Genomic DNA, 12438 nt, shown 5'->3' on the forward strand with positions numbered 1-12438 from the left:
ATTTAAATATAGGGGGAAATGAAAATGGCAAAAGTTTATTATGAGAAAGATGTAACAGTAAATGTATTAAAGGAAAAGAAAGTAGCAATCATCGGATATGGCTCGCAAGGTCATGCGCATGCGCAAAATTTACGTGATAACGGATTTGATGTAGTAGTAGGTTTAAGAAAAGGTAAGTCTTGGGATAAAGCGAATGAAGATGGGTTTTCTGTATATACAGTAGCAGAAGCAGCGGAAAAAGCTGATGTAGTAATGATTCTATTACCTGATGAATTACAACCAGAAGTATATGAAGCTGAAATTGCACCAAATTTACAGGCTGGAAACTCTCTCGTGTTCGCACATGGATTTAATGTTCACTTTGATCAAGTAAAACCACCAGCGAATGTAGATGTATTTCTAGTAGCGCCAAAAGGACCGGGGCATCTCGTACGCCGTACGTTCGCCGAGGGAGGGGCTGTTCCTGCATTATTTGCAGTATATCAAGATGCAACAGGAGTTGCGACTGAAAAAGCACTTTCTTATGCTGACGGAATTGGAGCAACGAGAGCTGGTGTATTAGAAACGACGTTTAAAGAAGAAACAGAAACAGATTTATTTGGAGAGCAAGCTGTACTCTGCGGCGGAGTGACTGCACTTGTAAAAGCAGGATTTGAAACGTTAGTTGATGCGGGATACCAGCCTGAACTTGCATATTTTGAATGTTTACATGAACTGAAGCTAATCGTTGACCTTATGTATGAAGGTGGACTTGAAAATATGAGATATTCAGTTTCAGATACAGCGCAGTGGGGAGACTTCGTATCAGGACCACGCGTTGTTACTGAAGATACGAAGAAAGCGATGGGGGCAGTATTAGCAGAAATTCAAGATGGTACATTTGCAAGAGGCTGGATTGCAGAGCATAAAGCAGGAAGACCAAATTTCCACGCGACAAATGAGAAAGAGAATGAACATGAAATCGAAGTAGTAGGACGTAAATTACGTGAAATGATGCCTTTCGTACAGCCGCGAGTAAAGGTAGGGATTAAATAATATGAAGCAGATTTTGTTCATGGATACAACGCTTCGTGATGGCGAACAATCACCAGGAGTAAATTTAAATGAACAAGAGAAGTTACAAATTGCTAGGCAATTAGAGAGGCTTGGTATTCATGTAATGGAAGCTGGATTCGCGGCAGCTTCCGAAGGTGACTTCCAATCGGTAAAACGCATCGCGAATACAATTCAAAACGCTACGGTTATGAGTTTAGCTAGAGCGAAAGAAAGTGACATTCGAAGAGCATATGAAGCTGTGAGAGGCGCTGTATCTCCTCGTCTACACGTATTTCTAGCTACGAGTGATATTCATATGAAATATAAACTTTGTATGTCAAAAGAAGATGTGTTAAATAGTATTCATCGCTCGGTTACGCTCGGAAAATCATTATTTCCGACAGTACAATTTTCTGCAGAAGATGCGACAAGAACATCGAGAGCATTTTTAGCTGAAGCAGTAGAAATTGCGATTCGAGCAGGAGCGAATGTAATTAATATTCCGGATACAGTTGGATATACAAATCCGGAAGAGTATTATTCTCTTTTTAAATACTTACAAGAATCCGTTCCATCATATGAAAAAGCGATTTTTTCTTGTCATTGTCACGATGATCTTGGTATGGCAGTAGCAAATTCGTTAGCTGCGGTTGAAGGGGGAGCAGTGCAAGTAGAAGGAACGATTAATGGCATTGGAGAAAGAGCAGGGAATGCAGCGTTAGAAGAAGTTGCAGTAGCTCTTCATATTAGAAAAGATTTTTATAAAGCAGAACCTTCGATGACTTTAAAAGAAATTAAGGCGACGAGTACATTAGTAAGCAGGTTAACGGGTATGGTTGTACCGAAAAATAAAGCAATCGTTGGAGCGAATGCATTTGCTCATGAATCAGGCATCCACCAAGATGGGGTTTTAAAAGAAGTAACAACTTATGAAATTATCGAACCAGCGCTTATAGGAGAATCTCAAAATCTCTTTGTACTTGGGAAACATTCTGGCCGTCATGCGTTTACGGAAAAAATGAAAGAGCTTGGTTATGAATTTACAAATGAAGAGCGAGATGCGGCATTCGAAGCATTTAAAAAATTGGCGGATCGTAAAAAGGAAATTACTGAGGAAGATTTACGCGCAATTATGCTTGGTGAAGCAGCATTTGCAGCCCAGCAATATAACATTACGCAATTACAAGTGCATTTCGTATCAAATAGTACACAATGCGCAACAGTTGTGCTGAAGGATGAGGAAGGAAATGTATATGAAGATGCAGCCACTGGTTCTGGTAGTATTGAAGCGATATACAATGCGATTCAAAGAATTTTAGGATTAGAATGTGAATTGGCAGATTATCGCATACAATCTATTACACAAGGTCAAGATGCACTTGCTCACGTTCATGTTGAATTAAAAGAAGGTAGTCACCAAATATCAGGTTTCGGAGTTGCGCAAGACGTATTGGAAGCGTCGGCGAGGGCTTATGTCCATGCAGCAGGGAAATTAAAATCTCTTATAGCGCTTGTGAAATAAATAATTGATAGGTGAGAGAAGCTTTCCTCACCTATCAAATTAAAGTTCTGAAAATTCAGTTAAAAGGAGTGTTAAAAATGGAAAAACGTATCGTTTGTTTAGCTGGTGATGGTGTCGGTCCAGAAGTAATGGAGAGTGCGAAGGAAGTATTGCATATGGTAGAAAGGCTATATGGACATCATTTTCATTTGCAAGATGAGTACTTTGGTGGTATTGCTATCGATTTAACTGGGCAACCATTACCACAGCGAACACTTGCCGCCTGTTTAGCGAGTGATGCGGTTTTACTTGGCGCAGTAGGTGGACCAAGGTGGGATAGTGCGAAAGAAAGGCCTGAGAAAGGATTATTAGCATTAAGAAAAGGACTCGGTGTATTTGCGAATGTTCGCCCTGTAACGGTAGAAAGTGCAACTGCACATTTATCACCATTAAAAAACGCTGATGAAATTGATTTCGTTGTCGTTCGTGAATTAACAGGCGGAATTTATTTTTCTTATCCGAAAGAGCGAACGGAAGAAGTGGCGACAGATACACTTACGTATCATCGCCATGAAATTGAACGTATCGTTTCGTATGCTTTTCAATTAGCAAATAAGCGGAAGAAAAAAGTAACATCTATTGATAAAGCGAATGTTTTAGAGTCTAGTAAATTATGGAGAACTGTGACAGAAGAAGTAGCACTTCGCTACCCAAATGTGGAAGTAGAACACATTTTAGTAGATGCAGCAGCTATGGAATTAATTCGGAATCCAGGAAGATTTGACGTTATTGTAACGGAAAATTTATTTGGTGATATTTTAAGTGATGAGGCTTCAGTATTAGCTGGATCATTAGGAATGCTTCCATCAGCAAGTCACGCTGAAAAGGGACCTTCATTATATGAGCCTATTCACGGATCAGCACCGGATATTGCGGGGAAAAATAAGGCGAATCCAATTGCGATGATGCGTTCTGTTGCAATGATGCTTGGGCAATCGTTCGGATTAACGAGAGAAGGAGATGCAATTGAAGAAGCAGTTTCTGCAGTCCTTAAATCAGGGAAATGTACAGCAGATATCGGGGGGACTGAAACGACAACTTCATTTACAAAGGCAGTTATTCAAGAAATGGAAGAGCAAGCGTTAGTAGGGAGAGGAAGATAATGGGAAAAAGGTTGCTAGATAAGCTTTGGGAAAGACATGTAGTTGCGACTAATGAAAATGGATTGGATTTATTATATATCGATCTACATCTTGTTCATGAAGTAACGTCACCGCAAGCCTTTGAAGGCTTGCGGCTTACAAATCGAACAGTCCGCAGACCAGATTTAACATTTGCAACGATGGATCATAATATTCCAACGAAAGATGTTTGGAATATTACCGACCGCATTGCGAAGCAGCAACTAGATACACTTCGGCAAAACTGTAAACAATTTCAGGTGCCATTAGCGGATATCGGAGATGAAGAGCAAGGGATCGTTCATGTAATAGGACCAGAACTTGGACTCACACAACCAGGAAAAACGATTGTTTGTGGTGATAGTCATACAGCAACACACGGTGCTTTTGGCGCACTAGCGTTTGGTATTGGTACGAGTGAAGTGGAACATGTATTGGCAACGCAAACGTTATGGCAACGAAAGCCGAAAGCGATGGGCATTGAGTTAAAAGGAAAGTTACCGCAAGGTGTCTATGCGAAAGATATTATTTTACACCTTCTTTCAAAGTACGGAGTAGCAGTTGGAACAGGTTACGTAATGGAATTTTACGGAGAGGCCATTCATGCTATGGATATGGAAGAGAGGATGACGCTTTGCAATATGGCAATTGAAGGGGGAGCAAAGGCTGGCATTATTGCACCAGATGAAAAAACGTTTGCTTACGTAAAAGGGCGTAAATATGCACCGAAAGACTATGAATCTATTAAGGAAAAATGGTCAGAACTTTATACAGATTTAGATGCAGTTTATGATTTACATATTCTAGTAGATGTTACGGATTTAGCGCCGTACGTTACGTGGGGAACAAATCCTAGTATGGGTGTTCGGATCGATGAGAAATTGCCAGAAAAGCATGATGCAAATGATGAAAGAGCGTTTTCTTATATGGGATTGAGTCCCGGACAAAGTACGTATGACATTCCAGTTCAACATGTTTTCATTGGATCTTGTACAAATTCCAGGCTTTCTGACTTAGAAATTGCTGCATCTGTCGTGAAAGGTAAAAAAGTAAAAGAAGGTGTGCGAGCACTTGTTGTACCTGGATCTCAAAGGGTAAGAGAAGCAGCGATGCATAAAGGATTACATCGCATATTTGAAGAAGCTGGATTTGAATGGAGAGAGCCCGGATGCTCAATGTGTCTAGGTATGAATCCAGATCAAGTGCCTGAAGGAGAACATTGTGCCTCTACGTCCAATCGCAATTTTGAAGGAAGACAAGGAAAGGGAGCACGAACGCATTTAGTTAGCCCGGCAATGGCGGCAGCGGCTGCGTTATATGGTCATTTTGTTGATATTAGAAAGGAGAGTTATGATGGAGCCATTTCGTATTCATAAAGGTACTGCCGCAGTACTGATGAATGATAACATTGATACAGATCAAATTATTCCGAAGCAATATTTAAAGAGAATTGAAAGAACTGGGTTTGGGAAGTTTTTATTTGATGAGTGGCGATATGATAATAATCGCCAAGAAAACCCTAATTTCCCGCTTAATGCACAAGAAAGAAAAGGAGCCAGCATATTAATCACAGGTGATAATTTTGGATGTGGCTCGTCAAGAGAACATGCTCCATGGGCACTTGCTGATTATGGTTTCCGCGTTATTATCGCTGGAGGATTTGCCGATATCTTTTATATGAATTGTATGAAGAATGGCATGTTACCGATTGTAATGGATAAAGATATGCGTGAACAACTTGCTAAAACAGATGCGAGGGAACAAATTACAGTTGATTTAGAAAATGAAATAATGACAACGAATACGCATAGATTCCATTTTACGATCGAGAAAATGTGGAAAGAGAAGTTATTAAATGGTTTAGATGAAATTAGTATTACAATGCAATATGAACAAGAAATAAAAGAGTATGAAAGAAAAGTGGCTTTACATTAAAAAAATGACGGAATATTAAAAATGTATTTACATTCAAAATTAACTGTTATATACTATGTGAAAATCAGAGGAGAAAGGGAGTAAGTATTATGAATACAATAAAATCTATTACAATGCTTACACAACTACATCATCATACATGAAGCCCTTGAACCTAGCGTGAAAACGTGTAGGTACAAGGGTTATTCCCGTTGTACCTACACTCTACTGAAGAGCCTTGTAGGTATTTTGTCTACAAGGCTCTTTTTATTTTCGGCTTAGGGGAATGAAATAGGCATACATTAGAAGGGGAAAGGTGTGAAAATTTAGATGACAAAATGGAAACGAGCAAACCCGAATGGAACGAGAGATTATTTATTCGAAGAATGTACGTTAATTGAAGAAGTAGAACAAAAATTAAGGCTTACTTTTTTAGAGAGAGGTTATGAGGAAATAAGAACACCTACAATTGAATTTTATGATGTTTTTGCATTTCAAAATAGACCGATAGATGAAGAGAAGATGTATAAATTTTTTGATGAAAAGGGAAGGATTATCGTTTTACGTCCAGATATGACAATTCCTTTAGCGAGAGTTATTGGAACACAGAGATGGGATACGCCACTTAAAGTGACGTATAGCGGGAATGTATTTCGAGCGAATGAATCCCATTCTGGAAAATATAATGAAATCGTACAAAGTGGTATTGAAGTTATCGGGATTGATAATGTAAGAGCTGAAATTGAATGTGTAATAAGTGTCATTCAAGCACTTCAAAAGTTGAAGGTGCAATCTTTTACAATTGAGATTGGGCAAGTACAGTTATATAAATGTATTGTAAAAAAACTCTCCATCCAGGATGAAGAAGAAAGGGTACTTAGAACGTATATAGAAAGTAAAAATTATGCAGCCCTCTCAAATTTTATCGGAGAAAAGAAATTAGATCGATGCGATGAGACAGTAAGATTACTTGAGAAATTGCCAAGGCTATTTGGAAATTTAGAAGTTATTGAGGAAGCAGAAAAGCTTGCTTCAAGTAATGAAATGAAAATGGCAATTGCAAGAGTAAATGAAATGTATGAAACAATTGAAACGTTAGGATATGGTTCTTACATATCAATTGATTTGGGCATGATTCAACACTTAGATTACTATACAGGTGTTATTTTCAAAGGATATATATATGAAATTGGAGAAGAAATCGTTAGTGGCGGAAGATACGATGAGCTAATTGGGAATTTTGGAGAAATGCTGCCAGCTGTTGGACTCGCGGTACAAGTAAATCAAATTGTGAAGGCGCTGCAAGAGCAGCAAGAACCATATGAACGAAATCAAATTGATATTGTGATTCATTATGAGTTAAATAGATTAGCGGAAGCAGAAAGGTTACGAAATTTACTTCGAAAGGATGGGAAAAATGCTTGGTTATCTCTATTCTCTAATTTAAGCGATACCTTTCAATTTGCAAGAAAAAATAAAATAGGAACGGTCGTTGAGGCAAAGAATGAATACTTAGTGGAATATGTATGGAATGAGAAATGGGTAGTCCAGAAAGAAGGAGAGGCTTCATGCGTAACATTCAAATTGCGTTAACGAAAGGAAGATTAGAAAAACATGTCATTCCACTTTTTGAGCAGATTGGAATTGATTGTTCCGAGCTCAAAAATAAAGGTCGGAAGCTTGTATTTCAAAGTGAAAATACAAATGTTTCATTTATTTTAGTAAAAGCGGTTGATGTTGCTACTTATGTAGAACATGGGGTAGCTGATATTGGCATCGTTGGAAAAGATATTTTAATGGAAAACGAGAAAGATATTTATGAAATGCTGGATTTAGGAGTGGGGATTTGTAAGTTTTGTGTTGCTTCTATTCCTACGTATAATCCGAAGAGTTACCGGAAGAAAAGAATCGCTACGAAATACCCCCATATTACTTCTACTTATTTTCATGATAAGGGAGAGGATGTAGAAATTATTAAGATAGAAGGTTCTGTAGAAATCGCTCCTCTTCTTGGATTGGCAGATGCGATTGTAGATATTGTTGAAACAGGAAAAACATTACAAGAGAATGGACTCATTGTATTTGAGGAAATGTACTTTATATCGGCTCGGATGATTGTAAATAAGGCAGCCTTAAAAACTAAAAAAGACGAAATATTCAGCATTATAAATATGATGGAGCAAGAAATCTTATCAGGGAAATAGGAGGATTTAAAATGGAAATCATTTATGAAGAATTTAAGGAGGCATTATCTAAAATAAAAGTGCTGAGAGAAAACGCCAATATAATAGAAGAAACTGTTCAAAGAAGTGTAAGAGAAATCATTAGACATGTAAGGGAAGGGAAAGATGAGGCTTTATCTTTCTATACAAAAAAGTTTGATGGTGTAGAGATGAAAAATTTTCGTGTAAGTGAAGAAGAAATACAGCAAGCGAGTATGTTTGTAGAGAATTCATTTTTAGAAGCTTTAAAAGAGGCGAAGAAAAACGTTGTTTCGTATCACGAAAAGCAAAAGAAGCACTCAATATTCGATTGTGAAAGTAAAGGGATAATTAGAGGGCAACTCATTCGGCCGTTAGAAAATGTAGGTGTATATGTACCGGGTGGGACAGCCTCATATCCTTCTTCAGTATTAATGAATGTATTGCCGGCGAAACTCGCAGGTGTGAAAAAGATTGTAATGGTAACACCGCCGAGGAAAGGAGGAATTGATCCACATATATTAGCTGCTGCAGATCTTGCGGGAGTAGATGAAATTTATACGATAGGTGGCGCACAAGCAATTGCTGCTTTAGCATACGGGACGGAATCGATTCCGAAAGTGGATAAAATAGTTGGACCGGGAAATTTGTACGTCGCTCTAGCGAAACGAGAAGTATACGGAATAGTAAATATCGATATGATTGCTGGTCCATCAGAAATTGTAGTTGTCGCGGATGAAACAGGTAATGCAAAATATATCGCAGCGGATTTATTATCGCAAGCAGAGCATGATGAGAGAGCAACGGCGATTTGTATTACAACGAATATGGAACTAGCTAAAGAAGTAGAAAAAGAGGTAGAAAGACAGTTAGAAACGTTACCAAGAAGTGAAATTGCACGTGAATCAATAAATAGAAATGGAGCCATCTTTATCGTTCCTTCTTTAGAGGAGGCGCTAAAGTTATCAAATGAAATTGCTCCAGAACATTTAGAGTTACATATAAAAGAACCAATGAATGCTCTAGATTATGTGAAACATGCAGGCTCTATTTTCCTTGGGCCATATTCACCTGAACCGCTCGGGGATTATTTAGCGGGACCGAATCATGTATTACCAACGAGCGGAACGGCAAGATTCTTTTCTCCGTTATCAGTCGATGATTTCGTGAAAAAATCAAGTTTTATTTCTTATACGGAGGAAGCATTAAAAAATGTACAGCATCATATTGTAGAGCTTGCAAATAAAGAAGGGTTACATGCACATGCGAGAGCAATCCAAATAAGGTTTGAGGAGGAAAAATAATGCGTCAGTCCAGTCAAGCACGTGAGACGACAGAAACAAAAATTAAATTAAATTTGCAGCTTGATGAAAGTACAAATGTATCTATTCAAACAGGGGTTGGTTTTTTCGATCATATGCTTACTTTATTTGCTAGACATGGAAGATTTGGATTGCAGGTTGAAGCAGAAGGTGATGTATTTGTCGATGCACATCACACCGTTGAAGATGTTGGAATTGTACTCGGAAATTGCTTGAAAGAAGCATTGCAAAACAAAGAGGGAATTAATCGTTACGGTTCTGCGTATGTACCGATGGATGAATCTTTAGGATTTGTGGCAATTGATATAAGTGGACGCTCATATTGTGTATTTCAAGGGGAATTAACAAATCCGAAGCTCGGGGATTTTGATACAGAATTGACGGAAGAATTTTTTAGAGCAGTTGCACATGCTGCCAATATTACATTACATGCGCGCGTTCTATACGGAAGTAATACACATCACAAAATTGAAGCATTATTTAAAGCTTTTGGTAGAGCGCTTAGAGAAGCGGTCGAAAAAAATGCTAACATTACTGGTGTAAATTCAACGAAAGGAATGTTGTAATTGATTGCCATTATAGATTATGGAATGGGGAATATTCGCAGTGTAGAGCAAGCATTAAAATATATTGGCGCAGAGTACATTGTAACGAGTGATAAAAAAGAGATATTGAGAAGCGATGGCGTGATTTTACCGGGAGTAGGTGCATTTCCGAAAGCGATGGACGTATTAGAAGAAAGAGATTTAGTGTGTGTACTAAAAGAGGTTTGTGATATAGGAAAACCACTCCTCGGTATATGTTTGGGCATGCAGCTTTTATTTGAACGAAGTGAGGAACTAAAAGATTGTAGCGGGTTAGGTTTACTACCAGGGGAAATTCGTAAGTTAAAAGTTTCGTATAAAATTCCTCATATGGGATGGAATGAATTAAGGAAGGAAAGAGAATTTCCGCTTTGGAATGGATTAGTGGATGGTTCTTTCGTGTATTATGTTCACTCATATTACGCGGATTGTCCAGATGAAATTGTATGCGGAGTAAGTGATTATGGAATGCAAGTACCAGGGTTTGTCGCGAAAGGAAATGTATTTGGTGCACAGTTTCATCCAGAAAAAAGTGGCGAAATTGGCATGCAAATATTAAAAAATTTTCAAGGGGTGGTAGAAGCATGGAAATCTTCCCAGCTATCGATTTAAAAGAAGGACGATGCGTTAGACTTTATCAAGGAGAGTTTAGTAAAGAAACGGTGATGAATGAAGATCCAGTAGCGCAGGCGATCATATTTGAAAAGCTTGGAGCGGAAATACTACACATTGTTGATTTAGACGGTGCAATTGCTGGCGAGTCTTTAAATTTGCCCGTCATTGAAAAAATCTGCAAGGCGGTACGTATTCCTGTGCAAGTGGGAGGAGGAATTCGTTCACTTGTAACGGTGGAGAAGTTATTGTCAGCAGGTGTAGAAAAAGTGATTTTAGGAACAGCAGCTCTTTATGATAAGTCATTTTTAGAGGAAGCAGTTCGTCTATATAAAGAGAAAATCATTGTTGGAATTGATGCGAAAAATGGTTTCGTAGCAACGAGAGGTTGGCTTGATCTATCTGAAATTTCTTACGTTAGTTTAGCGAAACAAATGGAAAGTTTAGGTGTTCAAACGATTGTGTTTACAGACATTTCGAAAGACGGGACGCTTGCAGGTCCAAATTTTGAACAATTAGCGATACTTCAAAAAAGTGTGGGCATTCGTCTCATCGCCTCTGGAGGAGTGGCATCTATTCAAGATGTGAAAAAGTTAAATGATATGAATATATATGGTGTCATAATTGGAAAGGCGCTTTACGAGAAAACGATTGATTTAGAAGAAGTATTACAGGTAACGAAGTTATGTTAGCGAAACGAATTATTCCATGTCTAGATGTGAAAGAAGGGCGAGTCGTAAAGGGTGTAAATTTTATAGGATTACAAGATGTCGGTGATCCGGTTGAAATAGCTGAAGCATATAACGAGGCAGGGGCAGATGAAATCGTATTTTTAGATATTACGGCGACTCATGAAGGAAGAAAAACGATTATAGATGTTGTAGAAAAAACAGCAGCAAAAGTATTTATTCCTCTTACGGTTGGCGGGGGGATATCAAGTGTGAAAGATATGTACAATTTACTAAGAGTTGGGGCAGACAAAGTTTCACTAAACTCAGCGGCAGTGCGAAACCCGAAGTTAATAGAAGAAGGGGCAGAACACTTTGGATCACAATGTATTGTCGTGGCAATTGATGCTAGAAAAGTAGCAGAAGATAAATGGAACGTATATGTCAACGGTGGAAGAGTTGACACAGGAATGGATGCCATAGAATGGGCGAAGCGTGTTGTTAAACTTGGGGCAGGTGAAATTTTGTTAACGAGTATGGATGCAGATGGAACGAAAAGCGGATATGACCTTCGTTTAATAGAAGAAATTTCAAAAAGTGTTTCTATTCCAGTCATCGCATCAGGAGGCTGTGGTCATACGGATCATATTATAGAAGTTTTTCAAAAGACAACGGTTGATGCAGCGTTAGCGGCATCCATCTTTCATTATGGTGAGGCGACAGTGCAGAGTGTAAAGCGAAAATTAAGAGATGCAAATATTGAGGTGCGGTTATGAAACCTAATTTTTCAAAAGGATTAATACCGGCAATTGTCATCGAAGAAGGTACGAAAGACGTTTTAATGCTAGCTTATATGAATGAAGAAGCATATAAAAAAACGTTAGAGACGAAAAGAACATGGTTTTATTCTCGTTCGAGGCAGTCGTTATGGAATAAGGGGGAAACATCAGGGAATGTTCAATATGTGCAATCTTTATATTTAGATTGTGATCAAGATTCAATTGTTGTGAATGTGAAACAAGTAGGACCTGCTTGTCATACGGGAGAGAAGACATGTTTTTACTATCAAATTATATAGGGGGATACATATGGAAAATGCCTTTAAGTTGCTGTATAAAACAATTGAAGAACGAAAGGGAAGCCCACTTCCTGAATCGTATACAAATTATTTATTTTCAAAAGGAGAAGATAAAATTTTAAAGAAGATTGGTGAAGAGTGTGCTGAAGTAATTATCGCATGTAAAAATAATGATAAAGAAGAAGTAGTGAAAGAAATGGTTGATGTATTTTATCACTGTTTCGTTTTATTAGCTGAAAAAAATATTGCATTGGAAGATGTGATGCGAGAGGTGAAAGAACGAAATGGAAAGCTTTCGAGAGTTGGGGATAGAAGGGAAATAGATACATTATAAGGGGGAAT

At 38.2% G+C, this 12438-nt stretch carries 14 protein-coding genes; all 14 read left to right on the forward strand.

The window, feature by feature from the left end:
• Positions 1-24: 24 nt before the first annotated feature.
• The 14 genes from ilvC (at position 25) to hisE (ending at position 12430) form a co-directional block, all read left to right on the forward strand.
• Entirely contained in the window at positions 25-1035 is a 1011-nt protein-coding gene (ilvC, locus tag M1D73_RS06985; protein ID WP_001151740.1) for a ketol-acid reductoisomerase, read from the forward strand.
• Position 1036: 1 nt separating this feature from the next.
• Positions 1037-2557 carry a 2-isopropylmalate synthase gene (gene leuA / locus M1D73_RS06990; protein WP_000809600.1) on the forward strand — a complete coding sequence of 507 codons (1521 nt, stop codon included), beginning with the start codon at positions 1037-1039 and terminating at the stop codon, positions 2555-2557.
• Between the two features lie 77 nt (positions 2558-2634).
• Positions 2635-3699 carry a 3-isopropylmalate dehydrogenase gene (gene leuB, locus M1D73_RS06995; RefSeq protein ID WP_000415363.1) on the forward strand — a complete coding sequence of 355 codons (1065 nt, stop codon included), beginning with the start codon at positions 2635-2637 and terminating at the stop codon, positions 3697-3699.
• The gene (gene leuC / locus M1D73_RS07000; protein ID WP_000518109.1) at positions 3699-5093 is read left to right on the forward strand and encodes a 3-isopropylmalate dehydratase large subunit; all 1395 of its coding nucleotides are present in this window, start codon (positions 3699-3701) and stop codon (positions 5091-5093) included. The genes leuB and leuC overlap by 1 nt, the downstream gene beginning before the upstream one ends.
• Positions 5071-5652, forward strand: a complete 582-nt coding sequence (gene leuD, locus M1D73_RS07005; RefSeq protein ID WP_000433189.1) for a 3-isopropylmalate dehydratase small subunit — start codon at positions 5071-5073, stop codon at positions 5650-5652. The genes leuC and leuD overlap by 23 nt, the downstream gene beginning before the upstream one ends.
• Positions 5653-5961: 309 nt before the next feature.
• Positions 5962-7224 (forward strand): ATP phosphoribosyltransferase regulatory subunit, encoded by a 1263-nt coding sequence (locus M1D73_RS07010; RefSeq protein WP_121868157.1) that lies wholly within the window; start codon positions 5962-5964, stop codon positions 7222-7224.
• On the forward strand, positions 7200-7835 hold the full coding sequence (hisG, locus tag M1D73_RS07015) for an ATP phosphoribosyltransferase (protein ID WP_001244469.1): 636 nt from the start codon (positions 7200-7202) through the stop codon (positions 7833-7835). The genes M1D73_RS07010 and hisG overlap by 25 nt, the downstream gene beginning before the upstream one ends.
• 11 nt (positions 7836-7846) lie before the next feature.
• On the forward strand, positions 7847-9136 hold the full coding sequence (hisD, locus tag M1D73_RS07020; RefSeq protein ID WP_000402933.1) for a histidinol dehydrogenase: 1290 nt from the start codon (positions 7847-7849) through the stop codon (positions 9134-9136).
• Positions 9136-9720 carry an imidazoleglycerol-phosphate dehydratase HisB gene (gene hisB, locus M1D73_RS07025; protein WP_001249949.1) on the forward strand — a complete coding sequence of 195 codons (585 nt, stop codon included), beginning with the start codon at positions 9136-9138 and terminating at the stop codon, positions 9718-9720. Before hisD ends, hisB begins: the two co-directional genes overlap by 1 nt.
• On the forward strand, positions 9721-10350 hold the full coding sequence (hisH, locus tag M1D73_RS07030; protein ID WP_000560360.1) for an imidazole glycerol phosphate synthase subunit HisH: 630 nt from the start codon (positions 9721-9723) through the stop codon (positions 10348-10350).
• A complete protein-coding gene (gene hisA / locus M1D73_RS07035) occupies positions 10323-11042 on the forward strand; it encodes a 1-(5-phosphoribosyl)-5-[(5-phosphoribosylamino)methylideneamino]imidazole-4-carboxamide isomerase (RefSeq protein WP_000402298.1) in 720 nt (239 codons plus the stop codon). Before hisH ends, hisA begins: the two co-directional genes overlap by 28 nt.
• Positions 11036-11794 (forward strand): imidazole glycerol phosphate synthase subunit HisF, encoded by a 759-nt coding sequence (gene hisF, locus M1D73_RS07040; protein WP_098212758.1) that lies wholly within the window; start codon positions 11036-11038, stop codon positions 11792-11794. Before hisA ends, hisF begins: the two co-directional genes overlap by 7 nt.
• Positions 11791-12096: a phosphoribosyl-AMP cyclohydrolase gene (gene hisI / locus M1D73_RS07045; protein ID WP_000803957.1), complete on the forward strand. Its 306-nt coding sequence runs from the start codon at positions 11791-11793 to the stop codon at positions 12094-12096. The genes hisF and hisI overlap by 4 nt, the downstream gene beginning before the upstream one ends.
• 10 nt (positions 12097-12106) lie before the next feature.
• Positions 12107-12430 (forward strand): phosphoribosyl-ATP diphosphatase, encoded by a 324-nt coding sequence (gene hisE / locus M1D73_RS07050; protein ID WP_000426358.1) that lies wholly within the window; start codon positions 12107-12109, stop codon positions 12428-12430.
• Positions 12431-12438 lie beyond the last annotated feature (8 nt).

Source organism: Bacillus sp. PK3-067, from assembly GCF_056738645.1.

What these genes read in the sequence shown, in the direction of transcription:
- hisE (WP_000426358.1), top strand. Translation starts at nt 12,107, where the DNA reads ATGGAAAATGCCTTTAAGTTGCTGTATAAAACAATTGAAGAACGAAAG.
- hisA (WP_000402298.1), top strand. Translation starts at nt 10,323, where the DNA reads ATGGAAATCTTCCCAGCTATCGATTTAAAAGAAGGACGATGCGTTAGA.
- hisB (WP_001249949.1), top strand. Translation starts at nt 9,136, where the DNA reads ATGCGTCAGTCCAGTCAAGCACGTGAGACGACAGAAACAAAAATTAAA.
- ilvC (WP_001151740.1), top strand. Translation starts at nt 25, where the DNA reads ATGGCAAAAGTTTATTATGAGAAAGATGTAACAGTAAATGTATTAAAG.
- leuB (WP_000415363.1), top strand. Translation starts at nt 2,635, where the DNA reads ATGGAAAAACGTATCGTTTGTTTAGCTGGTGATGGTGTCGGTCCAGAA.
- M1D73_RS07010 (WP_121868157.1), top strand. Translation starts at nt 5,962, where the DNA reads ATGACAAAATGGAAACGAGCAAACCCGAATGGAACGAGAGATTATTTA.
- leuD (WP_000433189.1), top strand. Translation starts at nt 5,071, where the DNA reads ATGGAGCCATTTCGTATTCATAAAGGTACTGCCGCAGTACTGATGAAT.
- leuA (WP_000809600.1), top strand. Translation starts at nt 1,037, where the DNA reads ATGAAGCAGATTTTGTTCATGGATACAACGCTTCGTGATGGCGAACAA.
- hisI (WP_000803957.1), top strand. Translation starts at nt 11,791, where the DNA reads ATGAAACCTAATTTTTCAAAAGGATTAATACCGGCAATTGTCATCGAA.
- hisF (WP_098212758.1), top strand. Translation starts at nt 11,036, where the DNA reads ATGTTAGCGAAACGAATTATTCCATGTCTAGATGTGAAAGAAGGGCGA.
- hisG (WP_001244469.1), top strand. Translation starts at nt 7,200, where the DNA reads ATGCGTAACATTCAAATTGCGTTAACGAAAGGAAGATTAGAAAAACAT.
- hisD (WP_000402933.1), top strand. Translation starts at nt 7,847, where the DNA reads ATGGAAATCATTTATGAAGAATTTAAGGAGGCATTATCTAAAATAAAA.
- leuC (WP_000518109.1), top strand. Translation starts at nt 3,699, where the DNA reads ATGGGAAAAAGGTTGCTAGATAAGCTTTGGGAAAGACATGTAGTTGCG.